This is a genomic window from Candidatus Bathyarchaeota archaeon, assembly GCA_026014735.1.
Classification (GTDB): Archaea; Thermoproteota; Bathyarchaeia; order Bathyarchaeales; family Bathycorpusculaceae; genus Bathycorpusculum.
Genome location: JAOZHT010000004.1, coordinates 231,341 through 255,244, shown reverse-complemented (window position 1 = coordinate 255,244; position 23,904 = coordinate 231,341). Strand labels below are relative to the sequence as shown.

Annotated in this window: 25 protein-coding genes; 15 read left to right on the top strand and 10 right to left on the bottom strand. The window is 51.3% G+C overall.

From position 1 onward, the window contains the following. Positions 1 to 2: 2 nt before the first annotated feature. On the bottom strand, positions 3 to 1,550 hold the full coding sequence (locus NWE93_13845) for a glycoside hydrolase family 57 protein (GenBank protein ID MCW4001312.1): 1,548 nt from the start codon (positions 1,548 to 1,550) through the stop codon (positions 3 to 5). A 159-nt stretch (positions 1,551 to 1,709) separates the two neighbouring features. Here NWE93_13845 and NWE93_13840 point away from each other — a divergent pair, with 159 nt between their 5' ends. The 3 genes from NWE93_13840 (at position 1,710) to NWE93_13830 (ending at position 4,691) form a co-directional block, all read left to right on the top strand. After that, positions 1,710 to 3,032 (top strand): winged helix-turn-helix domain-containing protein, encoded by a 1,323-nt coding sequence (locus tag NWE93_13840; GenBank protein MCW4001311.1) that lies wholly within the window; start codon positions 1,710 to 1,712, stop codon positions 3,030 to 3,032. 112 nt (positions 3,033 to 3,144) lie between these two features. Continuing rightward, positions 3,145 to 4,188, top strand: coding sequence for a M42 family metallopeptidase (locus NWE93_13835; protein ID MCW4001310.1), 1,044 nt, complete (start codon positions 3,145 to 3,147; stop codon positions 4,186 to 4,188). 53 nt (positions 4,189 to 4,241) lie between these two features. After that, entirely contained in the window at positions 4,242 to 4,691 is a 450-nt protein-coding gene (locus NWE93_13830; protein MCW4001309.1) for an archease, read from the top strand. Here the strand turns inward: NWE93_13830 and NWE93_13825 are convergent. Together NWE93_13825 and NWE93_13820 are read right to left on the bottom strand one after the other, a co-directional pair. Beyond that, positions 4,688 to 5,341 (bottom strand): adenylate kinase, encoded by a 654-nt coding sequence (locus NWE93_13825; GenBank protein MCW4001308.1) that lies wholly within the window; start codon positions 5,339 to 5,341, stop codon positions 4,688 to 4,690. The genes NWE93_13830 and NWE93_13825 overlap by 4 nt on opposite strands. 116 nt (positions 5,342 to 5,457) lie before the next feature. After that, positions 5,458 to 6,447, bottom strand: a complete 990-nt coding sequence (locus NWE93_13820; GenBank protein ID MCW4001307.1) for a glycosyltransferase — start codon at positions 6,445 to 6,447, stop codon at positions 5,458 to 5,460. A gap of 200 nt (positions 6,448 to 6,647) precedes the next feature. Here NWE93_13820 and NWE93_13815 point away from each other — a divergent pair, with 200 nt between their 5' ends. The 6 genes from NWE93_13815 to NWE93_13790 all read left to right on the top strand — a co-directional run bounded on the left by NWE93_13815 (position 6,648) and on the right by NWE93_13790 (position 12,979). Beyond that, positions 6,648 to 7,571 carry an MBL fold metallo-hydrolase gene (locus NWE93_13815; protein MCW4001306.1) on the top strand — a complete coding sequence of 308 codons (924 nt, stop codon included), beginning with the start codon at positions 6,648 to 6,650 and terminating at the stop codon, positions 7,569 to 7,571. 97 nt (positions 7,572 to 7,668) lie between these two features. Further along, positions 7,669 to 8,523, top strand: coding sequence for a 3-keto-5-aminohexanoate cleavage protein (locus NWE93_13810; GenBank protein MCW4001305.1), 855 nt, complete (start codon positions 7,669 to 7,671; stop codon positions 8,521 to 8,523). Beyond that, positions 8,524 to 9,510: an AAC(3) family N-acetyltransferase gene (locus NWE93_13805; GenBank protein ID MCW4001304.1), complete on the top strand. Its 987-nt coding sequence runs from the start codon at positions 8,524 to 8,526 to the stop codon at positions 9,508 to 9,510. 84 nt (positions 9,511 to 9,594) lie between these two features. After that, positions 9,595 to 11,073: an RtcB family protein gene (locus NWE93_13800; protein ID MCW4001303.1), complete on the top strand. Its 1,479-nt coding sequence runs from the start codon at positions 9,595 to 9,597 to the stop codon at positions 11,071 to 11,073. 68 nt (positions 11,074 to 11,141) lie between these two features. Next, on the top strand, positions 11,142 to 12,485 hold the full coding sequence (locus NWE93_13795) for a dihydroorotase family protein (GenBank protein MCW4001302.1): 1,344 nt from the start codon (positions 11,142 to 11,144) through the stop codon (positions 12,483 to 12,485). Next, on the top strand, positions 12,482 to 12,979 hold the full coding sequence (locus NWE93_13790) for a Mut7-C RNAse domain-containing protein (GenBank protein MCW4001301.1): 498 nt from the start codon (positions 12,482 to 12,484) through the stop codon (positions 12,977 to 12,979). Before NWE93_13795 ends, NWE93_13790 begins: the two co-directional genes overlap by 4 nt. 68 nt (positions 12,980 to 13,047) lie before the next feature. On the opposite strand, the gene NWE93_13785 is transcribed toward NWE93_13790, so the two are convergent. Then, a complete protein-coding gene (locus NWE93_13785; protein MCW4001300.1) occupies positions 13,048 to 13,683 on the bottom strand; it encodes a DUF996 domain-containing protein in 636 nt (211 codons plus the stop codon). Between the two features lie 504 nt (positions 13,684 to 14,187). On the opposite strand from NWE93_13785, the gene thsB reads away from it, so the two are divergent. Both thsB and NWE93_13775 read left to right on the top strand, forming a co-directional pair. Next, complete coding sequence (thsB, locus tag NWE93_13780) at positions 14,188 to 15,825, top strand: thermosome subunit beta (protein MCW4001299.1); 1,638 nt, start codon at positions 14,188 to 14,190, stop codon at positions 15,823 to 15,825. 1 nt (position 15,826) lies between these two features. Next, positions 15,827 to 16,066, top strand: coding sequence for a DNA-directed RNA polymerase subunit K (locus tag NWE93_13775; protein ID MCW4001298.1), 240 nt, complete (start codon positions 15,827 to 15,829; stop codon positions 16,064 to 16,066). Between the two features lie 415 nt (positions 16,067 to 16,481). On the opposite strand, the gene NWE93_13770 is transcribed toward NWE93_13775, so the two are convergent. Further along, on the bottom strand, positions 16,482 to 17,225 hold the full coding sequence (locus tag NWE93_13770; protein MCW4001297.1) for a PadR family transcriptional regulator: 744 nt from the start codon (positions 17,223 to 17,225) through the stop codon (positions 16,482 to 16,484). A 77-nt stretch (positions 17,226 to 17,302) separates the two neighbouring features. On the opposite strand from NWE93_13770, the gene NWE93_13765 reads away from it, so the two are divergent. After that, complete coding sequence (locus NWE93_13765) at positions 17,303 to 18,220, top strand: arsenical pump-driving ATPase GET3 (protein ID MCW4001296.1); 918 nt, start codon at positions 17,303 to 17,305, stop codon at positions 18,218 to 18,220. After that, positions 18,210 to 18,545 (top strand): thioredoxin family protein, encoded by a 336-nt coding sequence (locus NWE93_13760; protein ID MCW4001295.1) that lies wholly within the window; start codon positions 18,210 to 18,212, stop codon positions 18,543 to 18,545. Before NWE93_13765 ends, NWE93_13760 begins: the two co-directional genes overlap by 11 nt. 27 nt (positions 18,546 to 18,572) lie before the next feature. Here NWE93_13760 and arsN2 read toward each other — a convergent pair whose 3' ends face one another. From arsN2 to hgcA, 3 genes are read right to left on the bottom strand one after another with little or no spacing between them, the layout of a single operon-like run. Continuing rightward, positions 18,573 to 19,016: an arsenic resistance N-acetyltransferase ArsN2 gene (gene arsN2, locus NWE93_13755; protein ID MCW4001294.1), complete on the bottom strand. Its 444-nt coding sequence runs from the start codon at positions 19,014 to 19,016 to the stop codon at positions 18,573 to 18,575. A gap of 9 nt (positions 19,017 to 19,025) precedes the next feature. After that, on the bottom strand, positions 19,026 to 19,304 hold the full coding sequence (gene hgcB, locus NWE93_13750; GenBank protein MCW4001293.1) for a mercury methylation ferredoxin HgcB: 279 nt from the start codon (positions 19,302 to 19,304) through the stop codon (positions 19,026 to 19,028). Then, on the bottom strand, positions 19,305 to 20,351 hold the full coding sequence (hgcA, locus tag NWE93_13745) for a mercury methylation corrinoid protein HgcA (GenBank protein MCW4001292.1): 1,047 nt from the start codon (positions 20,349 to 20,351) through the stop codon (positions 19,305 to 19,307). Between the two features lie 86 nt (positions 20,352 to 20,437). Between hgcA and NWE93_13740 the strand changes: the two genes are divergently transcribed. Further along, complete coding sequence (locus tag NWE93_13740; GenBank protein ID MCW4001291.1) at positions 20,438 to 21,214, top strand: hypothetical protein; 777 nt, start codon at positions 20,438 to 20,440, stop codon at positions 21,212 to 21,214. A gap of 11 nt (positions 21,215 to 21,225) precedes the next feature. Here the strand turns inward: NWE93_13740 and NWE93_13735 are convergent, their stop codons facing one another. Continuing rightward, a complete protein-coding gene (locus NWE93_13735; GenBank protein ID MCW4001290.1) occupies positions 21,226 to 21,729 on the bottom strand; it encodes an amino acid-binding protein in 504 nt (167 codons plus the stop codon). Between the two features lie 146 nt (positions 21,730 to 21,875). On the opposite strand from NWE93_13735, the gene NWE93_13730 reads away from it, so the two are divergent. Further along, positions 21,876 to 23,297 carry a TrpB-like pyridoxal phosphate-dependent enzyme gene (locus NWE93_13730; GenBank protein ID MCW4001289.1) on the top strand — a complete coding sequence of 474 codons (1,422 nt, stop codon included), beginning with the start codon at positions 21,876 to 21,878 and terminating at the stop codon, positions 23,295 to 23,297. A gap of 33 nt (positions 23,298 to 23,330) precedes the next feature. Here the strand turns inward: NWE93_13730 and NWE93_13725 are convergent, their stop codons facing one another. Beyond that, positions 23,331 to 23,801: a hypothetical protein gene (locus NWE93_13725; GenBank protein ID MCW4001288.1), complete on the bottom strand. Its 471-nt coding sequence runs from the start codon at positions 23,799 to 23,801 to the stop codon at positions 23,331 to 23,333. Positions 23,802 to 23,904 lie beyond the last annotated feature (103 nt).

Genomic DNA, 23,904 nt, shown 5'->3' with positions numbered 1-23,904 from the left:
GACTATGAGAGGCGAGTGGCATCCTGAACCTCTCTAGTCTGGGTGGCGAAGCGTTTCTTCGCGGCGGCGACCAGAACTCCTCGGAGTTTCTCGCCCGTATGGTTTGTTGCCTTCGCCGCTTTGATGCTGTCGGCGAATTTATCGTCTCTTAGCGAGAAACGCGCCCAATTCTCGAAGTCCTCGTTACCCACATGGAACTCGATTGCTTTGCTGGGCACCGATTCTAAACCGCTGATGAAGCCTTTAAGGCTCCACGTCATCGTGCCCGTGTAGTATTCTTTGCCTATGCCCGTGTAGAACATGAAGGGTTCATTAGCCGTTAAAATCGTCAATCGCAGCCGAGCCTCAAAATCGTTAATTAGCGTCTGCGCCGCAACAAAGGCATCCATCGGGGACTCGTAGGGGCTAAAGTAGCTGTGGACTTCGCCGGGGCCTCCGCCAGCCGTGAACATGTAGTAGAGGTGATCGCTGGTCTGGAAATCCCTCCACAACCGCATAAACACCTCGTCCCCCGCTTCCTTGACAAGCGGCTCAAGGCGCCGCAGAGTCGTAAAATACGCCCACTGCATAACGTTGCCCAGCCAGCCGGATTGGTCACGCTGCACATCCGCCCAGGACACCGTGCCTCCGGATTCAGGTACATCCAGCTCCCCCTCAGAAGAGTGTTTCTCAACCACGTCACTGGGCGTTGACATCTGCAAATGATCATACTTTAGCAACTCATCTGGGAGATGCTGTAGGAAACTGTGGATGCCGGTTTCGGGCCAGTGGTGCTCGCCGAAGGTTTCGTAGTCGGGGAATATGTTGATGACTTCGCCGCGGGTTGTCGCCAGCCAACCTGCATATTTAGGTGCAGTCAGCGGCCACTCCGGCCACCATCTGGCGGAGAAGCGGAAGCCGATGTCGTCGGTTAACTTGTAGTTGCGCAAAAATACACGGATTTTTTTAGCGCCTTTGGGCGTGTAGATGAAGTTGGGGGATTTCTCGCCCAGTATCTTCTCGACGCCCTCGGTGTAGATGCCGCGGTAACCCATGTCCTCGACGGTTTTGGCTATGGTGTTGTTGTAGAGGAGTTCGGTGTTCTCGAATATCTGGGGGGTGTAACCCAGCAGGTCCTTGACGGTTTGCTTGTGCATTTGAGCCTGCGCGATGAACTCTTCCTTTTCAGGGTAGAGGCTGGCGATGGAGTGATAGTAGGTCTGGTTTAGGAACTCCACCTCCCCCGTTTCGGCGAGCTGATGGAAACTCTCCAGTAAATCCTTATCGAACATCTCGCATTGCTCAAGGAAAGTGCCTGAGACGCTAAAGGAGAACTTGGCTTTTTTGCGGCTGTGCTTGTGCTTGTCAACGACGTCGAGGATGATTTGGTTGCTGGGGAAGTAGCATTTGCGGGCAGCGCGCTTGAAGATGTCTTTGTCGACTTCGTTGTCGAAGTAGTAGTTGAAGAGTTCCTCTTTGGTTTGGCGCCGAAACACCTTGCCTTCCCAGAAGAGTTTACGCCGCAATCGATGGGGCTGATGAACCTCGAATACAAACACAACATCCGTCATAACAGTTGCCTCTAAACCAAACAAATACTGTGCCGCGGTTATTTCTAATTTATGTTCCCAGACGGCTTCTGCATGGGGCTGCATCCGACTTTTTGCTAGCATAATTGAAAAAGCTTTAATTTCATATGAAGCTATGTATCCCCTAGCGGTTGACTAAGGGTGCCGGCAGGTAAAGAAGAAATCTACTCCATCATGTTTAGTTCACTTAAGCATCCGGCACGCCGGAAAATCCTGCGCGTCCTAGCCGACAAACCCATGACTTTCTCGGAGATGCTTGAAATCCTCGGTATCTCCAGCTCTAACTTAACCTATCATCTAGAAAACCTCGGGGAACTGGTCTCTAAAGACGAAAACGGTGTTTATCGTCTCTCAACTTTTGGGCAAGCCTCCGTTTCCACCATGAAGGTTGTCGAGGAAGCACCTGAGGTTCAGCCCAAAAAAGGCAATAGGGCAAAGCGCAGGTGGCAAATGATAACTGCGGCGGTGCTTATCGGTTTAATCGTCTGCGCCAGCTTGGCAGCAGTAGAATTCGTTTCGTTAAACCAGGTTAACGGGGAGCTAATTAAGTTGCAGTCCGATTACACTCAGCTTCTCGCCTGGACCAGCACCACCGACGACGCCATATCTTTCCTCCACGATGTGGTTCAGCTGGATACCTCCAAGTATCAGGCGACGCTGCTGAGTCGAACCATTGAAAGCCGCAAGGATCTAGGCGGTATACCCGAGGAAGTGATGCGGTACTCGCTGGTGGGCACAGACGATTCCGGAGCCGTGAGCAAATTAAGTGTGTATTTTAGGTTCCGCAACTGCGAATTTTCCAGGTACCAGCTAACCGTTGAAGAAGGCTCACCCATCTACGCTGAACCGCAATCTCCCTTCGTGTTGGATGCAGCCAAAAACGTGGTGGATAGATTACAGGCCTATGAAAGCGGCTCCTATCTAGCTAACATGAGCCAGCTCATGTCGCTTGCAAGCACCTCAAACACCTCCGACGGCATCGAGATCAAAGTGGGAAACATCAAAGTTAACGCAACCGTCACCGGCGACAACGCAGAAGTCCTGATGGAATACACCGAAAACGGCGTTGACTTTTCACCTAAAAGCGTAGAGGTAATCTTCAAGAACAATATCCTGACCGAGTTAACTGATGGTTGGCGCCTATTTGGCGTCGGAAGCACCGGCGTTACCGTTTCAAGTGACCGTGCGGTGACGTTGGCAAAAAACGCGTTGGGCGGTTTCCAGTGGGCATCTGGCGGCGTGGTGGTTTCAAGCTTTGAGTATAACCCTGACCCGGCATCGGTGGTTTTCCACCCCAACACCAAAGATGGGTTAACACTGTACCCGCAGTGGATAGTGACGTTTTACTTGAATAAGGTGTATGCCGGCGGCGTTTACATGATTTCAGTCGCTATTTGGGCAGATACAGGCGAAGTAGCGGGGACCCCGCAGCCGCTTAACAGCCCGCAGACATTTAACCTGTAATCTCACTGCTCTTCCAGCAATTTGCATCCTGAGCCAAACGCCGCCTCGCAACCGCAACCGTTTAATAATTACGCTCATCCACTTTTAGCAGACAAACAAGAAGGAACACTGATTGTCACTAAACCAGAACATAGAGAAACTCTCCAACGCCTGCGGAGTCACAGGCAGAGAAACCCAAGTCCGCGACTTACTGGCAGAAATGCTCAAGCCCCTCGTGGACACAGTCCAAGTTGACCGCATGGAAAACCTCATCGCCACCAAAAAAGGCAAAGCCGACGCACCCAAAATCATGTTGGCTGCCCACATGGATGAAGTGGGGTTGATTGTTAAAACCATAACTAAAGACGGGTTTATCCAGTTTAGCAAAATCGGCGGCATAGACGACCGAATCTTGCCTGCCCAGAAGGTTCTTGTTAACACCCAAAAAACCGCTTACCCCGGCGTAATCGGCTCCAAGCCGCCGCATGTCCAGAAAGAGGAGGAACGCAAAAAAATCGTGACCTACGACGACCTCTTTATCGATGTGGGCGCAGAAAGCAAGCAAGCCGCCGTCGATATGGGTATAGCGGTCGGTGACCCCGTGTCTTTTGATGTCCAGTATACTCCGTTAGGCAAGGATATGGTTATGGGTAAAGCCTTCGATAACCGTGCAGGGTGCGCCGTGATGGTTGAAACGATGCGGCTGCTGAAAGATGTCGACTGCACCGTCTGCGCGGTCGGAACCGTTCAGGAGGAAGTTGGGTTACGTGGCGCTGCTACGGCGGCGTTCGGGGTTGACCCTGACCTTGCACTTGCCCTTGACGTCACCGTTGCAGGTGATGTGCCGGGTGTGCGGGAATTCGACACCACCATCAAAGTCGGCAAGGGCCCAGCGGTGACGTTGAGTGATTCTGGCTTAATCACTCATCCCAAGATTCTGCGGTGGCTCCTTGACTCGGCGGAGCAGCAGAAAATTCCCTTCCAGCTTGAATCCGGCTTGATGGGCAGCACCGACGCCGCACGCATCTCGCTTACCCGGGCAGGCATTCCAAGCGGCATCATAGCTGTTCCCACCCGCTACATCCATAGCCCAGCAGCCATCATGAGCCTGCGCGACCTGCAGGACAGCGCTAAACTCGCCGCGGCAGCCATCGCGAGAATAAGCCAGTACTTCTAGGAGATACTGCTTTATTCCCCCTCTTCTTCCTTGTTACTTGCGGGTGAAGTTAAATGAGTAAGCTTGAAAAGTTCGCTGGAAAATTCGAGTTTTTAGAGCACACCGCTGATGTGTATGTCCGCGCGTTCGGCACCTCAATGCAGCATGCATTCGAGAACTCGGCGCTTGCCATGTTTGAAACCATGACTAGAAGCGACAAAATCGCGCAGACAACCGAGGAAACCTTGGAGGTGGAAGCCGAAGACCAGTATGCGTTGCTCTACAATTGGCTTGAGGCTTTGCTGGTGAAGTTTGAAACCGAGGGCATGCTGTACTCGCGGTTTGAGATTTTTGATTGGCAGGAATCCCGGGAGAGCTTTAAAATAAAAGCGAAGATATGGGGAGAAAAATTTAACCCCAAACGGCACCCGCAGAAAGTCGCAGTTAAAGCGGTGACGTATCACCGGATGGTTGTTATCTGCGAGCCTGAGCGGGTTGTTTTGGAGTTCATCCTTGACATCTAAGCAAAGCCTAAGGCTTTGAGGTCATCGAGCATCTTGGCAACCATCGGGTCGGGTGGTGCATCCAGTGATTTGGTTCCGCTGACGACGAATGGAATGCCCTTCTTCTTGTAGTATGCGATAAGTGGCTCGGTTTGGTCTTTGTAGACTTGGAGGCGGTTTTTGATGACTTCTTCGTTGTCATCGGCGCGTTGGTAGAGTTCGCCGCCGCATTTATCGCAGACTCCTTCGACTTTGGGTTTGAGGAAGCGGATGTTGTAGACTTCTCCGCATTTGCGGCAGATGCGTCTTGAACTGAGGCGTTGGATGATGATTTCGTCGGGGACATCCAGCAGCAGGATAACGTCGAGTTTGGTGATGCCTTCGAGGATTTTTGCTTGGGGAATGGTGCGTGGGTACCCGTCGAGTATGAAGCCTTTGCCGGCTGGGACGCGGCTGAGTCGTTCCTTGAGGACTTCGATGACGACTTCATCGGGGACAAGCGCGCCTTTTTCAACGAAGCTTTTGACTTTTCTGCCTAGCTCGCTGTTCTGCTTTACGGATTCACGGAATATGTCTCCCATAGCGATAACGTCTACGCCAAGCTTAGCCTGCAACCGCGACGAATAGGTGCCTTTGCCTGCTCCTGGCGCTCCAAAGATAATGCCTTTCAACTTAAATTTCACCTAATCAGTGACTGCAATACACAGAAAATAAATAATTAAGGTTTATCATGCTGCGGCTCTGCTGGGTTAGTGCGGTGCGCTTTTTTGGCTTGCGCACGCTTTTTTCACTGGGGAATCGTTGAGGTATAAATTGCTGATTTAAGCGTATCTAGTAATCTTGTTGCTCCGTTGTAAGAATTCAGCATCAGCCCGCCCAATAACCCGTCGCCCCTCGTTAAGGCAAGTGTGGCATACAGAACGCTGCTTGTATGTGTGTGATCGATTTTTAGGGCTTGCAGGTAATACTTTTTTGCCTCTTCTCTTTTATCGAGCCTCGATAGGTAGTAGCCGATTTGGTAATTGATGTCTGCTTTAGCTTTAGATGACATTTTATCTGAGAATCTATCGAGGAAGTATCGGCGTATCCTGATTTTGTCTTTTGCCCATTCCTTTTCTTTTTGGAAGGTTATGTTGTTTCGGTGAAGGCGATACTTCGCGAGGTGCTCGGGCATAAACCGGAATGTATGGTGAACTGCTAAATCCACCAAAAGACGGTGGTCATTGACGTACCCTAGATTATCGGCAAATTGGAGTTCCTTAAGGTATTCTGCCTTCAAAATGACGGTTTGTAGAAGAATAAACTGTTCTCTTAGCATAGGCTGAAAAAGGTCCCCGTTTTTCTTATGGGGGGCGTTTAGGAATTTTGTGAAAACCTGCCCTGTTTTTTGGCCTTCATCATTTATTATTATTCCATCTGACCAGAGGATTTTCCTATCATCTTGCCTTAAAACCTCCAGTTGTTTTTCGATTTTGTTTTCCATCCAGAGGTCATCCGAGTCTAAAAAGCAAACGTATTTGCCGTGGACTCGACCTAAACCATCATTTAGGGTCTTGGTTATGCCCATGTTTCTTCTATGAAAAACGGCGTTGACACGTGGATCCTTCTGCTTGTAGCTTTCTATGATTTCTTGGGAAGAATCTTTGGAGCAGTCATCGGTGATGATGAGTTCAAGGTCCCTGGCGGTCTGGTTTAGAACGCTTTCTATAGCCTGAGAAATGTATTTTTCGTGGTTATATGAACACATAACAACGCTAACTAAGACCGTTTCACTCACCATTTACTCTTGAACAATCCAACAAGGCCCATTGTCCTATAGTTTGTCCGCATGATATGCTTTTCGGTTACCGTCAAAGCGATATTTCAGATGCTGATCAGGCTAGGAAATCGGAATTAGTTATTAGAATTCTTTATTCCCATTTTCGGACTATATTTATGGATCAACCTCTACTTTGTTTCCAGTTCGGGGCAATCATTTTGCATACAAAGAAAATCGGAAAGAACCTCTACCAAGTTGATTTGGAAACAGGCGGAATAAAGCAGCTTATCTGCAGCTACATCCTCTGCGGCTCAAAACCCCTGCTGGTTGAGTCTGGACCCACAAACTCGGTGCCTCACCTAATCGCCGCGTTGCATGAACTAGGCATTAAACCCGCAGACATCCAATACGTGGCGGTTACACATGTTCATTTAGACCACGGCGGCGGAGCAGGCACGCTATTGAGGTATCTGCCCAACGCAAAGGTGCTGGTGCATCCGAAGGGGGCGCCCCACCTCATTAACCCGGATCGTCTCTGGGCATCCGCGCAGTCGGTGCTAAGCTACGTCGCCGGCCTCTTCGGTAAGCCCGAGCCAGTTCCACAAGATCGAATAACCCCCCTTACAGAGGGCACCTTCGACTTGGGCAGCGGCGGCAAATTGTCAGTCATTGAAACTCCCGGTCACGCCTCCCATAATTTGAGTTTTCTGGAATCCTTCAACATGGGCATTTTCCCTGGAGATGCAGCAGGCACGTATCATCCAGACTTTGATGTTGTGGTTCCCACTGCGCCGCCTCCCTTCTATCTTGAGGCTGCGTTGGCGTCGTTGGATAAGTTGATTAGCTTAAACCCGACGGCGCTTTACTTTAGCCATTTTGGAAAAGCTGATCAGGCGGTTAAGCGTCTTCAAGATTATAAGGCGCAGCTTAAACTGTGGGCTAAAGTAGCTTTGGATGGGGTTAAGGCTAACCTTGATGAAAAGCAGATATGCGAAAATATTCTTGCACAGGATCCGGTTATGAGTAGGCTTGCTGGCTACTTTAGTGAGCACTCAGTATATTCTGTTACTGTGATGGAAAATGACCTGCGGGGCTTTGTCGAGTATGCAAAAAGGACGGATGCGGAGCGCAAGCAACCATAGGTGCGTTAACCAGCCCATATGTAACCCTTCTTTTCCCCTTTAGGAACATAGTTTATTACCAAGTTAGCTGTAGCTAAAATATCAGGATAGTGTCAATGTGTATTTTTTCAGGGATTGTGATTTTCAACCAGTCGATAAACTGATAATTACTTTAGCCCCAACAGGGATGATTCCGACTAAAGACCTAACTCCTCACGTGCCCATAACCGCCGAGGAGATTGCAGCAGACACCTACGAAGCCTACAAACTAGGCGCTTCGGTTGTGCATGTTCATGCCCGGGATGAGGAAACCGGCAAGCCCACATGTAACGTCGCTGTTTTCGAAAAAATCTTTAAAGAAATCAAGCGGAAATGCCCCGACATTATCATCTGCGCCACAACCAGCGGCAGAACTGACCCGCAGGTGGAGCACCGAGCGGAAGTTTTAGATCTCTATCCTGACCTGGCAAGCTTGACTTTGGGTTCGCTGAATTTTCCCCAGCATCCCAGCGTTAACCCTCTAAGCACCATAGAGAAACTTGCCACGTTAATGAAGGAACGCAACGTGCTGCCTGAGCTTGAGATTTTTGAGCCCGGGTTCATTAACACCGCAAAGTACCTTTTCAAGAAGGGTCTTCTTAAAAAGCCCATGCATTTCTGTATGCTTCTTGGCTCTCTAGGCAGTATACCCGCGGGAATTAATGACCTTTCATATCTTGTTCACTCTTTGCCCTCAGAGTCTAACTGGTCCGCCACCGGCATCGGCAGATTCCAAACCCAAATCAACGCCGCCGCCGTCCTTATGGGTGGACATGTACGCATCGGCATAGAGGACAGCATATACTACAATTATCCTAAGCAGGAGCTGGCGACTAACGCGAAGCTTGTTGAGCGGATAGTTAATGTTGCCAAGGAACTGGGACGCGATATAGCGACTCCCCGCGAAGCTAGGGAACTTTTGGGCTTGTCCTAAATGAAACCTGACACTTCATCCGTGGTTACCCGGGAGCGGCTTATAGATGATTTTAAGCGGATAGGCCTCAGTGAAGGCGACACCGTTGCGGTTACGCTTTCGCTTAAAAGCATAGGCTACATAGAGGGCGGCGCAGACACATTCATCGATGCCTTGCTGCAGGCCGTTGGCGCTCAGGGAACCATAATGATGAATGCTTACACCCAATCTTTTCCCGCCTCCGAAATCCAGTCAAATTACGTTTTTGACCCCAAAACAACACCGCCCTACACGGGGGTAGCGCCAAAGATGCTGCTTAAACGCAAAGCCGCAGTGCGCAGCCTCCATCCAACCTGCTCGGTGGTTGCTCTTGGAAAAAACGCCCATTACCTAACCCAAAGTCACAACGAAAAAGCCCGCCCTTATATGCCCTACAGTCTGCTGGCTCAGATTAACGGCAAATACCTTTCAATCGGAAACGGCAACAATCTCGTCGCTATCCGCCACGAAGCCCAGTACAATGCGGGGCTGCCGCGGTTCCTCCGCAGTGGCGTACAGTACAGAAATGTCCAGGGAGAAATAGGTTTGTTTGTGTGGGAGCATGCGCCCTGCGAGAAAAACCTGCATCGCCTCGTCCCCCGGCTTGACCGCCTCGGGTTTATGCAGCATGGAAAAATCGGTGGGGCAGACGCGGTTTTAATGGTTGCCAGCGACTTTTTAGAAAACCAATCTGCGATGCTACGCGCTGACCCTGCGCTTAACTCATGCGGAGACATTCTGTGTGTCCAATGCCGGGAAACCGAGCGGAAAATGAACCTGCGCAATTTTGCTGAGCCACGGTTCTTTCAGAGAAGCCTCTTGATGCGTAAGGTGCTGCAGATGCGAAATCATATGGTGATAATGAGGAATAGCCGCGCTCTCGTGCGTGATAAAGACTCGGGGCTTTTCTGTCGCTTGGATTACGGTTTTCAAGTTTCGGCTAAAAAACTCGCCCAAATCCTAAAGTAACCGTCACCGCGAGGCTGAAGAGATTGGAGTCTGGTTGTAAATGTTTAACTAATCGGCTTTCTACTCTGTGCAATGTGAAAGAATATGGGCGAAAGTGAAAGCCGAAGCGCCCCCGAGCGGGTGCCCCTTGAGAAAATCAACGATTACATGTGGCAGATACCCAAGTACAAGTCCGCCATGAAGGTTCCAGGCGTAGTTTTTGCTAATCAGGCTCTTTTGGAGAAGATGCAGACTGACCGCACGCTGTGGCAATGCAGCAACGTCGCGCAGTTACCGGGCATCTACAAGCACGCCATCACGTTACCCGACGGGCATGAGGGCTACGGATTCCCCATCGGCGGCGTCGCAGCCACCGACTACGAGGACGGCGTAATCAGCCCCGGCGGCGTCGGCTACGACATAAACTGCGGCGTCCGGCTCCTCCAAACTAACCTCAGCGAAAAAGACATCCGCCCCAAACTCCCCGCATTATCCGAAGCCATATTCCGCAACGTCCCCTCCGGATTAGGCAGCAAACGCAACGACTTCACGGTGTCAAGAAGCGACCTTGAAACGTTGGCGACGGAGGGCGTGCAGTGGCTTATCGACCGCGGCTTAGGCTGGGCAGAGGACGCCGCGCACTGCGAAGAAAACGGGCAGATGAAAGGCGGCAACCCCGACAAAGTCTCCAGCGTCGCAAAGAACCGTGGGCTCAGCCAAATCGGAACCTTGGGCAGCGGCAACCACTTCCTAGAAATCCAGAAAGTAGACAAAATCTTTAATCCCCAAACCGCCAAAACCTTCGGACTCACCCATGAGGGCCAAGTCACCGTTATGATACACTGCGGCAGCCGCGGCTACGGGCACCAGGTCTGCAGCGACTACCTGCGCGTGATGGAGCACGCCGTCCAGAAATACAATATTAGCCTGCCGGACCGTGAACTTGCCTGTGCACCCGGCAGCAGCCAAGAAGCCCGCGACTACGTTGAGGCGATGGCCTGCGCCGTTAACTATGCCTTCTGTAACCGCCAAGCCATCATGCACTGGGTTCGCCAGAGCTTCCAGCAGGTGTATGGGCAGGAAGCTGAAAAGTTCGGGTTGGGGCTGGTTTATGATGTTGCCCACAACATCGCCAAAGCAGAAAACCATACAATCGATGGCGTAAAACGCAGGGTCTGGGTGCACCGCAAAGGCGCCACCCGCGCATTCCCCAAAGGCCACCCTGATGTGCCAGCGGATTACCGCGGCGAGGGCCAACCGGTTTTGATTCCGGGCAGCATGGGCACCAGCAGCTGGGTGCTTGTGGGCACCGAGAAAGCCATGGAGCTTTCGTTTGGCTCAACCGCGCATGGAGCAGGTCGCATGATGAGTCGCAGCGCCGCTAAACGCCAGTTCTGGGGCGGAGACATCAAAAGCAGCCTAGAGAAACGGGGCATATTGGTCCGCGCCGCCAGCGCCTCCGTGCTTGCCGAAGAAGCTGACCCAGCCTACAAAAACGTGGATATGGTCGCGGAGGTCAGCGACGCCATAGGCATAGCCACCAAAGTAGCTCGCCTCGTGCCCCTGGCAGTCGTTAAGGGCTAACCCCATCCTTTTCTTTTCCAAGCAACTTATATTAGCAAACCCCCCGAATTGTTTAGCCGTGAACAGATGTGATTGTTGACTCCGTCCTGCATAACGCCAAAGCATACCTTAAAGGCAACATCGTAGACTGCAGCATAGCCCTCGAAGAAGGCAAAATCCACAGAATCGGCAAAGAAACCCATATGCCCCACGCTGACCAAAAAACGGATCTGCATGGTTTGCTGGTGCTGCCGGGCCTCATCGATGAGCATGTGCATCTACGCGACGAGGGCAAAGCCTACAAGGAGGACTTCGGTTCTGGTACCGCGGCGGCTGCGGCAGGCGGCTTCACTTCGGTTCTGGATATGCCCAACAATGAGCCCGTCACCCTGAGTGCGAAGCGGCTGAGTAATCGCATGGGGTTGGCGGAGCGCAGAATCCTGGTTAACGTTGGGTTTTACAGTGAGTTTCCATCGGACCTCCCCGAGGTCAAAGCCATCGCGGAGCAGGGCGCAGTGGGCTTCAAGCTTTTCATGGGCAGCCAAGTCGGGGGCTTAAACCTTGGCGACGACGCTGCCTTAGCGGAGGCATGCAAAGCCGTCGCAGATGCAAAGTTGCCGCTGGCGGTCCACGCTGAAGACCACAGTGAAATCGCCCAGAACGAAGCCAAAATGCGGCAGGCCAAAAAAAATAGCCCCCTCGACTACCTCCGCGCCCACAGCGAAACCGCCGAGCTCGAAGCCATCCAGCGCATCCTCTGCCACAGCGCCGAAACCGGGGTGCACCTGCACATCTGCCACATCACCAGCCAAGACGGCTTAGAAGTAATCGGGGACGCTAAAGCCGCGGGGCGCAACGTCACCTGCGAAGTCACCCCCAACCACCTCATGCTTACCTGCGACGACCTCGCCCGCTACGGCTCACTGGTAGTTATGGCTCCGCCGCTGCGCGACCGAACCCACCAGGACGCACTGTGGAAAGGCATCGAAACCGGCGCCGTGGACACCATCGGCTCAGACCACGCTCCCCACACCCTCGAGGAGAAATCCGCAGGCAGCGTCTGGGACGTCAAAGTCGGTGTGCCCGGGCTCGAAACCACGTTGCCGCTGATGCTTACGATGGTGCGTAAAAACCGCCTCGCCCTCAGCCAAGTCATAGCGCTACTCGCCGAGAAACCCGCCCAAATCTACGGCCTCACCGACCGCGGGCGCCTCGAAGAAGGCAAAGCCGCAGACCTCACCATCATAGACTACAGCCCCTACAAGGTGGACGCCTCCAAATTCAAGTCTAAAGCCAAATTCAGCCCCTACAGCGGCTGGGAACTCTGGGGCAAAGTCGCCAAAACCCTCGTGGCGGGGCAACTGGTCTATGAGGACGGTGAAGTGGTGGCGAAGGGCGGTGCGGGCAGCATTCTGCGGGGAGGCGCCCCTTGAGGTTTTTAGCCGACGGCATGCTGGGGAAGCTGGCGCGTTGGCTACGGATGATGGGGCAGGATGTACTTTACTCGACTCAACTGGGCGATAATGAGCTTTTAGAGATGGCGAAAGCTGAGTGCCGTGCGCTGTTGACGAGGGATTTGGAGCTCTACAGGCGCGCGGTGGGGCGGGGCCTTGATGCGTTTTATGTGGATGGCAAAACTGAGTCGATGCGGCTAAGCCAAATCGCCCGGCGCTACGGGCTAACGCTTGAAATCGACATGGACAAATCACACTGCCCCATCTGCAACACCAAACTCGCCGCCGCAACCAAAGAACAACTCAAAACCCAGCTTAAACCCAACACCTACCGCTACTACACCCAGTTCTGGCAATGCCCCAACTGCGGACAAATCTACTGGCAAGGAGCCCACTGGAAACAAATAACAAACACACTAACGCAAGCGCAGCAAAAGCGTGCTGTATCTAGCGAGGGGACAAAACATTCTTGAAATAGTCAAAAACGCTATACAAAAAAGAAAGATGCCACTGGCTAAGCGCCGATGGGTGGCAGTTGCCCTTAAACTGGGGTTTGGCTTCGTGCTGGTTGAGCTGGCTGAGTTGGCGGAGTATAGGCGTATGGTGTCTGGCTGTATGGCGGTACCTGCTGGTTCTTCATGCTAAAGAAGCCCACTGTTGCGAATATCCAGCTGACAAATATCAGGATTAAGCCGACACCGACGATCGTCAGTATGGCGCCGATCCAGAGCAGGGTGCCTGCGGTTGCCAGCGATGTTTCGCCTGTTTTCTCTGCCAGCGTGTTTAGGGTGTTTTTGAGGTGGGTTGCTGCGAGCACGTAGAAGACGAATGCAACGATTAAGCTTGCGACCCCTATGATTGCGGCGGCGCTGAAGCCTGCAGTTAACGCGACGAAGCCTTCAAAGGTGAAAGCTGTTGCAGCTGCTATAGCCATAAAGGCTGCGACGCCTGCGACTGCTATGGCGACCAACGCGACGATGTAGTATTTGATGCCTGTCCACGCATTCTGGTAGATGCTTGGGTCTCTGTAGTAGCTGCTGAATTCCTTCATGCTCTTCATTAATAGGATTATACCCACAATGCCTATGACCCAGCCGACATAGGGAACAATGCTCAGTAAAAGCAGCACTGTAGCTACAGCGGCCATGGTTTTGCTGTTTTCAAATTCTGTGTTCAACTTTTTTGCCTCCGAATTCTTGAAGCCTATAAAGCGGATTTGTTGATTTAGCCCTAACAGATAGAAGAAAAAACGCGCAGGGAATCCAACAATTAGAAAAAGCGGCTCTAAAGGTTAGAGCAGCATCAAATGGTGTTTAACTGCATCCGCATAAACTGCTTTCTCTGGCGGTCATACTTGCTCTTGACTGGTATGCTGGAAAACAGTTGTTGATAAAACTTCGCCGTCTAAATGCAAACACGCAAACAGCCCAGTTTCCCCAAGGCACCTGCAGACGTAACCCCGCCGTTTCTCTGTAGTTGCTGAGACTATAAATAAGGGGGTATAGAGAAAAAAACGCGCCTAAGCGCCCTGCAGCTGATGGCAAAACCGCTTTGCTGTGGCTTTATCATCATGGCTTGCCTAGAAATACTTATATGTTAAAGGCTGTCATGTTGTTGTTCGCATTAATGGAGGTTACTTGATTTGTCAGCAGCACCAACACAAGCAGGCGGAATCCCCATCATGGTTCTTCGGGAAGGCTCTAAACGCAGCCGCGGAAGAGACGCCCAGCATGGAAACATCATGGCCGCCAAAGTTGTCGCTGAATCCGTCCGAAGCGCCCTAGGCCCCAAAGGCATGGATAAGATGCTCGTGGACAGCTTCGGCGACGTCACCATAACCAACGACGGAAGAACAATCCTTGACGAGATGGATATTCAGCATCCAGCCGCAAAGATGCTTGTTGAAGTCGCCAAAACCCAGGATAAGGAAGCAGGCGACGGAACCACCACAAGCGTCATCGTTGCAGGCGAACTTCTGAGCAGAGCAGAGGAACTCATCGACAAAGACATCCACCCAACCGTCATCATCGAGGGCTACAAGCAAGCCGCAGAGAAGGCACTGGCAACCCTTGAGAAAATCGCGTTAACCGTCGATGCCTCCAAACCCGAGTACCTCCGAAAAGTCGCCATCACCGCTATGGGCAGCAAAATCGTCAGCGAACACAAAGAGCACCTCGCCGACATCGCCGTCAAAGCCATGTTAGCTGTCGCGGAGAAAACCGCTGAGGGCATGAAGGCAGATGTGGACGATGTGAAGGTGGAGAAGAAAACCGGCGAATCCCTCGCGGACACTCATCTGATTAACGGCATTGTGCTGGATAAGGAAATCGTGCACAGCGGCATGCCTAAACGCCTCGAAAACGCAAAGATCGCGCTTCTGGACGCCTCCATGGAAAACGAGAAACCAGAAGTTGACGCCAAAATCAACATCGAGAACCCCGCGCAGATCGAAGCCTTCCTCAAACAGGAAGAAATCATGCTTAAGGCGCTGGTGGATAAGGTTGCCGTCAGCGGCGCCAACGTGGTGGTCTGCCAGAAAGGCATCGATGATATGGCACAGCACTTCATGGCACGCAAGGGCATAGTGGCTATCCGCAGAGCCAAAAAATCAGACATGGAAAAACTCGCCCGCGCAACAGGCGGCAAAATCATCAGCAACATCGACGCCCTATCAGCCTCAGATCTGGGCTACGCCGCATTGGTGGAGGAACGCAAAACCGGCGACGACAAAATGACCTACATCGAAGGCTGCAAAAACCCCAAATCCGTCACGCTGCTCATCCGAGGCGCAAACCAACGCTTAACCGCAGAAGCCGAACGCAGCATCCACGACGCACTATGCGTCATACGCGACATAATCGAGGACCCCCGCGTGGTCGCAGGCGGCGCAGCACCCGAAATGGAGATGGCTAACCAACTTAAAAAATACGCCCAAACCCTCTCAGGCAGAGAACAGTTTGCCGTGCGGGTCTTCGCGGATTCACTGGAAGCCATCGCGACCACCCTAGCGGAGAACGCCGGATTAGACCCCGTGGATTTACTCACACAGCTCCGCGCTGCCCACGAGAAAGGCCAAGTTTGGGCAGGCATCAACGTGCTGGAAGGCAAAGTCGGCGACATGACCAAACTCAACATCTACGAGCCCCTCACAGTCAAAAAACAAATCATCAAATCAGCCAACGAAGCAGCCTCCATGATCCTCAAAATCGACGATGTCATCAGCACAGCCAAAATGAAGGCTCCTCCGATGCCACCGGGAGGAGGCATGCCAGGCGGAATGGGCATGGGCGGTATGGGTGGAATGCCAGGAATGATGTAGAATGACCCAGAAAGTAAATGTTGGACCACCAAAAATCACTCGCTTCGAGAAGGCACGCATAGTCGGCGCACGTGCCCTGCAGATCTCGATGGGAGCCCCAATTCTTGTGGATGCACAGGAAAACACGAACCCCATAGACATAGCCGTAACTGAACTCGACGCAGGCATACTGCCCATCACGATCAGGCGCACTCTGCCAGACGGCACCTTCCAAGACATACCCCTCAGATGGCTCTCTTAAACGCCATTTCCCTTTAATTTCGCCTGTTTTGATTTGTTTTCCTGCAGTTTACTCTAGGCTATTTGTGTTTTTTTGAGAAGCAGTTTTCCCATCGATTAGAGCGCGGTAACTTGCTGTTGCTCCGCCACGTCTATCCCCCCTCTATTTATAGGCTCAGCAACTGCAGAATGGAGCGGTTGGGTTGTGGGCATTTGTTGGTTAGGCACGTTGGGAGTTGCATGGTTGCTGGTGGGGTTTGGGATTTGCTAGGCGTCTGTTTTTGGGTTATCTGTGTTTGAGTAATGCTTCTCAATACGAACCGTCTTTTGCTCGGCTATGACCCTCTAACCCCTATAAAAAGCGTCTAAAACTCAACATAGGGCACCTACTACCTACCTCCAGCGGGACCTCCCTATCCCTTATTTAAAGCAAGAAACTATGATTTTTGTGCAGTTGCATACAGCAAACCCATCTTGGAAGCTACCGAGATATCCTTGAATCCAGCATGCTCCAAAACCTGACCTAACGCTTCTCGGCTCAGACCAGGCGGTTCACTCAATCCAAAAACGTCCTCAAAGAGGATTTGACTAAACATGTTATCGGATTTCTCGGTTTCAATGGCTAAAAGGCGCCCGCCCTTCCTTAAACTCGCAAAAAGTTTACCCACACAATCGGTAATATCGGAGGCGTCATTGCCGATTAAGCAGCCAACGCCGATAAAGCTCAGCGCGGTGTCAAAGGTGCCTGCTGGGACTTGCAGGTCGCTTGAGTAGGTTACGTCTGCGCCTTTTAGGAAGCGTTTGAGTTCGTCATGGTCTAGGGTGGAGAGTACTTTTTCGTGGCGTTCTATTTGTATTAGGTTTTGTACGTTTTCTAGTATTTTGTTTACGTAGTTTGAGGTGTCGCAGCAGAATTTCATGGAACTTGTTAAGTGGTTGCGCATCTTTTTTGTACCGAGTTCTGTTAGGAAGTAGATTTTTTTGCGTGTAGCGCCGTTGACTTCGACTTTGAAGTCGACTAAGCCTTTTGTCCGTAGGTTATCTAGTACGGGGTAGATTGTGCCGGGACTTTTTAGGTGTAGACGTTTCATTAGGTCTACGCCGCAGAGTTGTTCTTCTCTTAGGAGCATCATGATTTTTGCTTGTAGGTTTCCTGCGATTTCGTCTTGTGGTGGCTGCATTAGGTGGTCTCCAGTATCGGTTACCGACACGAAATCTTATAAGAGTATCGGTTACTCCGATATTGGAGTAACCAACAATGAACCAAACCAACGTAAAAAACATGATTGAAAACCGCAAATTCCTGTTCTTCGGCGGCAAAGGCGGCGTAGGAAAAACAACAATGGCAGCCGCAACAGCCACATGGCTAGCCGACCAAGGATACAACACCCTAATCGTAGCAACCGACCCCACAGTGAGCCTCTCGGCCACCTACGAACAAAAAATCGGAGAAACCGAAATCACAAACATCACCAAAATAGAAAACCTCTGCGGCCTAAACATCAACCCCAAAAAAGCCACCGGCGTCTTCCAAAACCGCCTCCAAGGCATGATGCAAAACTTCGACCAAATCTTAGGCAAAGACGCCATCAGCACCCCCTGCGCAGAAGAAATGGCAGCCTTTGACCAATTCGTAACCTACCTCGGCGACAAAACCTACGACCACGTCGTATTCGACACAGCCCCCACAGGCCACACCCTACGAGAACTCTCCATGCCCTTTGACTGGTCAACCTTTATGACTAATCAAATCAAGAACCGCAAAGAACTCTCCGAAGCCCTAGGCGGAGTAGACGAAAGCACTTTGGAAGGCTTGAAACAAGAGAAGAACCGCTATGACCAAGCCGTAAAAAGCCTCTCAGACGAAACCACCTCCGCATTCAACTTGGTGCTATTACCTGAGAAGTTGCCGATAGAGGAAACAGCTAGAGCCGTTGCTGACCTATCCAAGTTTGGCATAAACGTCGCGTCATTGGTTGTCAACGAAGTCATCCCAACTAACGTGCTGAACGGCAACTGGTTCCTAGAAAAACGGAGAGCTACACAGGAAAAGTACTTCAAAGAAATCGAAACCCGATTCAATGGCATCCCAAAAAGTGAGGTTCCACTCTTTGAAACCGATGTATATGGCATCGAAAGCCTAAGAAAGGTAGGGAAACACCTCTATGGCCAATAACCTAAAAATCACAATTCTCACCGCCTCCTGCTGCAACCCCGGACTCAAACCAATGGACGAACAATACACCGCCAGAGTTAAGCAAGCACTGGAAAAAGTCAACGCCCAAGCAAAAATCGAGACTGTAACCGCAACCGAAGTCTACTATGGCAAAAAAGTGGGTGACCAAAGCAAACTAAAGCCTCTCTTTGACAAATATGGCATGGATGCCTTGCCGGCTTTGTTTGTGAACGAGGAGTTGGTGCTCTATGGGGGGTTGCCATCCATCGAGAAGCTAACCGAGGTAATTCAGAAGGCCCTAAACCCATCCCAAAAGCTCATATAAAAAAGAAGGCACCACTTGCCTTTTTCTTTAACTTAGTTTCAGGTGCATCAGCACCGCGGTTTTGGGGCAAGCGCTTTTAAACTCCACCGACTCAGCAATTGCTGCAGTTACTTTTTCGCGGTCTTCCTCTTTGAAGCCCAGTTTCTCAAAGAATTTCGGGGCAGTGGTTGTCAACAAAAACAGGTCCACAACTCCACTCTTTTTTGCTTCCCCAATAATATGGCTAACTAAAGCTCTGCCGAGACCTTGATTCTGCAGCTGCCATTTGACCGCAACAGAACGCAGCAAACCCTGATGACAATAAACCTCCAGACCCGCAACGCCTACTATTTCGTCGGCGTTTGATTGAAAAATCCACAACTTAGTTTCTTCAAGTCCGTCCAGTGGTAGCTTAAAACCCAAAAGGAGGGGGTGGATACTATTTTTGTCCTTCAGTTGGGCTGGTCTAATTCTGAAATCGGGCGTATTCATGTCTCCTCCTTATCCGCAGGTGCAGTTAGCACTATCCAGCTTTTCCCTCTTAAGCGCTGCCCTAATCATCGCACCTGCGCAGCCTACACCGCTCTCTACAGTCATTGCATTTGTGGGGCAGTTTAGTTGGCATGCGCCGCATTCCATGCAGGCCTTGGGATTGGTAAGTTCTGCTTTGCCGTCGTTTAAGCTGAAGACTCTGTGTGGGCATACGGCGCTGCATTTGCCGCAGCCGATGCATTTGTCTTTGTCAAACTTAAGGGTGGTTTCTTGGTAAGAGTTGAACATCTATATTGCACCTCCGAAAAAGTGCATACCGATGACTATAGTTGCGAGCACTATGCCAATTACCGCTGACGTAACCATGGCGGGGATGTAGCGACAGATTTCTTTTTTGACTCCTGTTCGGCTGGTGAAGGTTGATGCCCCCGTAAAATTCAAGGCCAAATAGGCTGTGAGTGGTGACATAAGCAAAACATACGCCAAACCCTCTGCAACTCGCAGCCACATTGCCGAAGCAGGAGCACTCAAGAACGCCACTGCAGCAAAAGGCAACGCCAATACAGCACCGAGTATGAAACCTTTTGAGCTAAAGTCCTTTGTAGGCAGCCAAGGCAATGCTAAAGGAAACAGAGCAGTACCGCCCAATACCGCGGTAGCCACGGCGATTGCTGGGTAGACACCGCCCAGAAAATACAGGACTAATACTGAGACGATTAGAGGAAGGAGGGCTGCATTTAGTTCAACTGGTATCAGCACGGCGCGGTCTTTTAGGGTGTATTTTACTTGGCGCATCTCAGGCGTGGCTTTTCCTGTTTTTAGGTATTCTGGGAGGTCGTTGGCTCTTATGGGGCCATATTCTACTTTGAAGCCGCTTTGTTTTTCCACTTCAAAGCTGTTTACGCCTGAGGCGCCGAGTTGTGGGAGGATCAGTTTTCGATGTGAAACAACATCAGCTAAGCCGGTAGTTTTGATTTTATCAATTATCTCTTCGGTGCCAAACGTGCCTTTGCCTGCTGCACACCAAACGTTTACTCCCATTGTGTCCAAGACCAGAATGTAGGCGTCTTGGTTTTTTAGTGACGAACGCAGGGCATCGAAACTCACGGTATAGTTTGCGGTGACGAAGACGGGTGAGTTGGGGTTGGGGTTTCCTAGTGAGTAAATGCCGGGTGTTACGGTGTGATTTTGTCGGTTGATTCCTAAGCGGGCTAGGATGTGGTCTTTTAGTTCGGTGTTGCCTGTGGACCAGGTTGTGGGTTGGATTTTTGTGGATGTTTTTTGTTTTTGTGTAGTTGGTTTTGCGGTGCTGCAACCGCATGATTGCTTACTCATTTATTATCATCTACTACTTTTCGGTAGTAGAAAACTATTTAACAGTTTTCTCACACTTACTCACAAGAAAGAAGAAGGAAACACCCATGGAAGACACAGCCACCAACCAAATAACCCTCCAACTCAAAGAACTCGGTCTAACAACCCACGAAGCCCTGACCTACTTCACCCTCCTAACCCACCCAAACATGACCGCAAACGCACTCTGCAACCAAACAAAAATCCCCGACTCAAAAATATACTACGCCCTAGACAGCCTATCCAAAAAAGGCATGCTCACCATCCAACAAAGCACCCCAGCCATCTACCGAGCAACCGCACCAAACGAAGCCATCACAAACCTCAAACAACAACAAAAAGAACAATTCGAACAAAAAATGAAACAAGCAGACACCCTTATAACCAAACTAACCCCCCTCTATGACAGCACCGAAAAACCCGAAGAACTCGAAATCGCCTACATCATACGCGGACAAAAGAGCATCGTCAACCGCCTAAAAACACTCATTCAAAACTCCAAACGCGAAGTTACCTTGTTCATGACTCTCCCCGAAGTCCTCAAAGAGATACATCCAGCCCTCAAAGAGGCCAAAGACAAAAGACGGATAAAACTCAACATAGCTGTAACCCCACAAATCGCAGCCACTCAAGACCTCTCCGACCTGGGAGACATCAAGTGTCTCTACTGCAGCTTAGCTATGTTTATTTCTGATATGAAAACCCTTGTGACCCTCACGAATTGGCCTAATGAAGTTGCTCTGATGACCCAAGATCAGGGCATTATTCAGGCGGGCAGAGATTACTATGATAACCCCCGATGTTGTGGTTCTGCTGCAAAACAATCTTGTGAGCGCTGTAGATGACAGTTTTGGGTTTAGTAGACTGAGACTTTTGCTACTCCGGGGATTTTTAGTAGTTCTGGGATGAGTTCACCGGGGATTTTTCTTTCTACAATCAGCGTCAGCTTCGGCTCCGGGGACAATTCGGGGTCGTCTACGATGGCTTGGCGTATGCCTAGGCCGGCTTTGTTTAGGGCGCTGGCGGAGTTAGCTAGGATTCCCCGTGTGGCGGCGCTGGTGGGGGTGATTTCGATTACGCCTAAATCGAGGTGTTTGGCGATTTCTTTGAGGCTGTGGCCTGCGGGGCGGATTTCCTCGAAAATCATGCGGAGCTCTGGGTTGGCTTGGATGGCGTGGAGGGTTTCGTTGACGGTTCGGCGGTCGACGCCTGCGACTCGGGCGATGCGGATGGGGGGGATTTCGATTTGGTTGAGGTAGATTTTGTCGCCTTGTGCTGATAGGCCGTTTTCTATGAGGACGCGTGCGACTTTGAGGCGTTCGGGGTAGTTGTCGAGTTGGCTTTCGATTTTCTTCCACATATTCATGCGCTGATGTATGCTTCTGTGCGTTTAGGTATAAAAGTGTTGTTTATGGTTTTGTTGCCCCAGAAAGCGCCATGTACATTTATGTACAGAAAAGCCTTAAATAAAGCTTCAAAGAACAGTTCTCTGCAAGGCGAAAAGATTTGCCAGAAAAGAAAATCCTACTTAAAGAATCAGAAATCCCAAAACAATGGTACAACATAGTCCCCGACCTCCCCCACCCCCTCCCGCCCTTCCTAGAAGCGGAAACAGGGCAACCGGGCGTCGGCATAGTCCCCAAAATCTTCCCCAAAGCCATCATCGGACAAGAAATCAGCCAGGAACGCTGGATAGACATCCCCGACGAAGTCCAAGAAGTCTACCGCATCTGGCGCCCCTCACCGCTTTTCCGAGCCCTAAACCTCGAAAAAGTCCTCAAAACACCCGCTAAAATCTACTACAAATACGAAGGCGTCTCGCCCTCAGGCAGCCACAAAACCAACAGCGCCGTCCCCCAAGCCTACTACAACATGAAAGAAGGCATCACCCGCGTCACCACCGAAACCGGCGCAGGACAATGGGGCAGCGCGCTCTCTTTTGCCGCTAACAAATTCGGCTTAGAAGCAACCGTCTACATGGTCCGCGCAAGCTTCGATCAGAAGCCCTACCGCAAAGCCATGATGAACGCTTTCGGCGCGGAATGCATCGCCAGCCCCAGCAACAAGACGGCGGCGGGCAGAAAAATCCTGGCGGAGGACCCAAACACCAAGGGCAGCCTCGGCATAGCCATCAGCGAAGCCGTCGAGGATAGCTTGGAAAGCGAAAAAACAGGCAAGAAAGCAAACTATACCATCGGTAGCGTCTTTAACCACGTCTGCATGCACCAAACCGTCGCGGGTCTGGAGGCGCTGAAGCAGTTTGCGATGGTTGAGGATTACCCCGACGCCGTCTACGGATGCATCGGAGGCGGCAGCAGCTTTAGCGGCTTATTCTGGCCCTTCTACCATGATAAAGTCGGCAAGAAGGCACCTAAAGAAACCGCGTTCGTCGCGGTTGAGCCTACGGCGTGTCCCAAAGTCACCCGCGGCTACTACACCTTCGACCACGGCGACACAGCCAAACTCACCCCGCTGGTGCCCATGCATACACTCGGCCATGACTTCATGCCAGCGCCCATCCATGCAGGCGGCTTACGTTACCACGGCATCGCCCCAACCATCAGTGTGCTTGCGCAGGAAAAGAAAATCAGCACCCTCGCCATCAACCAGGTTGGAGCATTCGACGCAGCAAAGATTTTCTTGCGCAGCGAAGGCATCATTCCAGCGCCTGAATCCGCGCATGCCATCAAAGCCGTCGTCGACGAGGCACTGCGTTGCAAGGCAGCCAACGAGTCCAAGACGCTGCTCTTTGCTTTGACTGGTCACGGCTACTTCGACATGTCCGCCTACGAGGAATACTTCAGCGGCAGACTGCAGCCCTACGAGTACCCCGCAGAGAAAGTGGCGGAGTCGATGGAGAAGCTGCGTAAACTCTACCCGTGGCTAAGCGACGCCACCAAAAAATACATCGGCTGCGAAACCATCTAAACTCGCAACCAACCCCCTTTTACTTTCTTTTGTTTACTTGAGCCCTTTTAGCAGTGCTTTTGCTTCCGCTGACAGGCTGGGCTTAGCTTTTTTGCCAACAAGCAAAAACATGCCGCCCACCAATATCAACGCTGCCCCAAAGAATGCGGCGCTCTCCACTGGCAAAAACCCGAACCTGAGGCCAACAGTGAACAGGACGATGGCTACGCCCATGATGACCATGATCCAGTTGCTCATGGAGGCGGTGGAGTAGAGCGCGAATTCTTTTTTGCCGGTGTCGGTGACTTGGTAGTAGCCTGATTTTTCCTCTATCATGCCTGCGCCGATGAGGTAGTTCCAGTCGTAGTGGAAGTGCCCATCGCTTTTGTAGCCAAGCGCGGTGCTGATGCTGCTTTTGGTTCCGGGGGCGGCTTTGATGCGGCTGTTGGGGGCGCTATAAATCAGATAGAGCAGTCTGGTTCGTGGTGACTGTATGTCTGTGCTTATGCCGCGTGACTTCGCCATTTGCCCATTCAACCCTGCCCTGCTATGTTTGCTGCATTTACAATAAAAAGCTATACTTCCCAATCTACATAGTTGCGCCTTAAACTGCCCCGTTTACTGTGAC

Bases quoted from the DNA above. Each gene is read 5' to 3' on its own strand.
- NWE93_13845 (MCW4001312.1), bottom strand. From the start codon at position 1,550: ATGACGGATGTTGTGTTTGTATTCGAGGTTCATCAGCCCCATCGATTG.
- NWE93_13830 (MCW4001309.1), top strand. From the start codon at position 4,242: ATGAGTAAGCTTGAAAAGTTCGCTGGAAAATTCGAGTTTTTAGAGCAC.
- NWE93_13805 (MCW4001304.1), top strand. From the start codon at position 8,524: ATGAAACCTGACACTTCATCCGTGGTTACCCGGGAGCGGCTTATAGAT.
- NWE93_13800 (MCW4001303.1), top strand. From the start codon at position 9,595: ATGGGCGAAAGTGAAAGCCGAAGCGCCCCCGAGCGGGTGCCCCTTGAG.
- thsB (MCW4001299.1), top strand. From the start codon at position 14,188: ATGGTTCTTCGGGAAGGCTCTAAACGCAGCCGCGGAAGAGACGCCCAG.
- NWE93_13775 (MCW4001298.1), top strand. From the start codon at position 15,827: ATGACCCAGAAAGTAAATGTTGGACCACCAAAAATCACTCGCTTCGAG.
- NWE93_13770 (MCW4001297.1), bottom strand. From the start codon at position 17,225: ATGCAGCCACCACAAGACGAAATCGCAGGAAACCTACAAGCAAAAATC.
- NWE93_13765 (MCW4001296.1), top strand. From the start codon at position 17,303: ATGAACCAAACCAACGTAAAAAACATGATTGAAAACCGCAAATTCCTG.
- NWE93_13760 (MCW4001295.1), top strand. From the start codon at position 18,210: ATGGCCAATAACCTAAAAATCACAATTCTCACCGCCTCCTGCTGCAAC.
- arsN2 (MCW4001294.1), bottom strand. From the start codon at position 19,016: ATGAATACGCCCGATTTCAGAATTAGACCAGCCCAACTGAAGGACAAA.
- hgcB (MCW4001293.1), bottom strand. From the start codon at position 19,304: ATGTTCAACTCTTACCAAGAAACCACCCTTAAGTTTGACAAAGACAAA.
- hgcA (MCW4001292.1), bottom strand. From the start codon at position 20,351: ATGAGTAAGCAATCATGCGGTTGCAGCACCGCAAAACCAACTACACAA.
- NWE93_13740 (MCW4001291.1), top strand. From the start codon at position 20,438: ATGGAAGACACAGCCACCAACCAAATAACCCTCCAACTCAAAGAACTC.
- NWE93_13735 (MCW4001290.1), bottom strand. From the start codon at position 21,729: ATGTGGAAGAAAATCGAAAGCCAACTCGACAACTACCCCGAACGCCTC.
- NWE93_13725 (MCW4001288.1), bottom strand. From the start codon at position 23,801: ATGGCGAAGTCACGCGGCATAAGCACAGACATACAGTCACCACGAACC.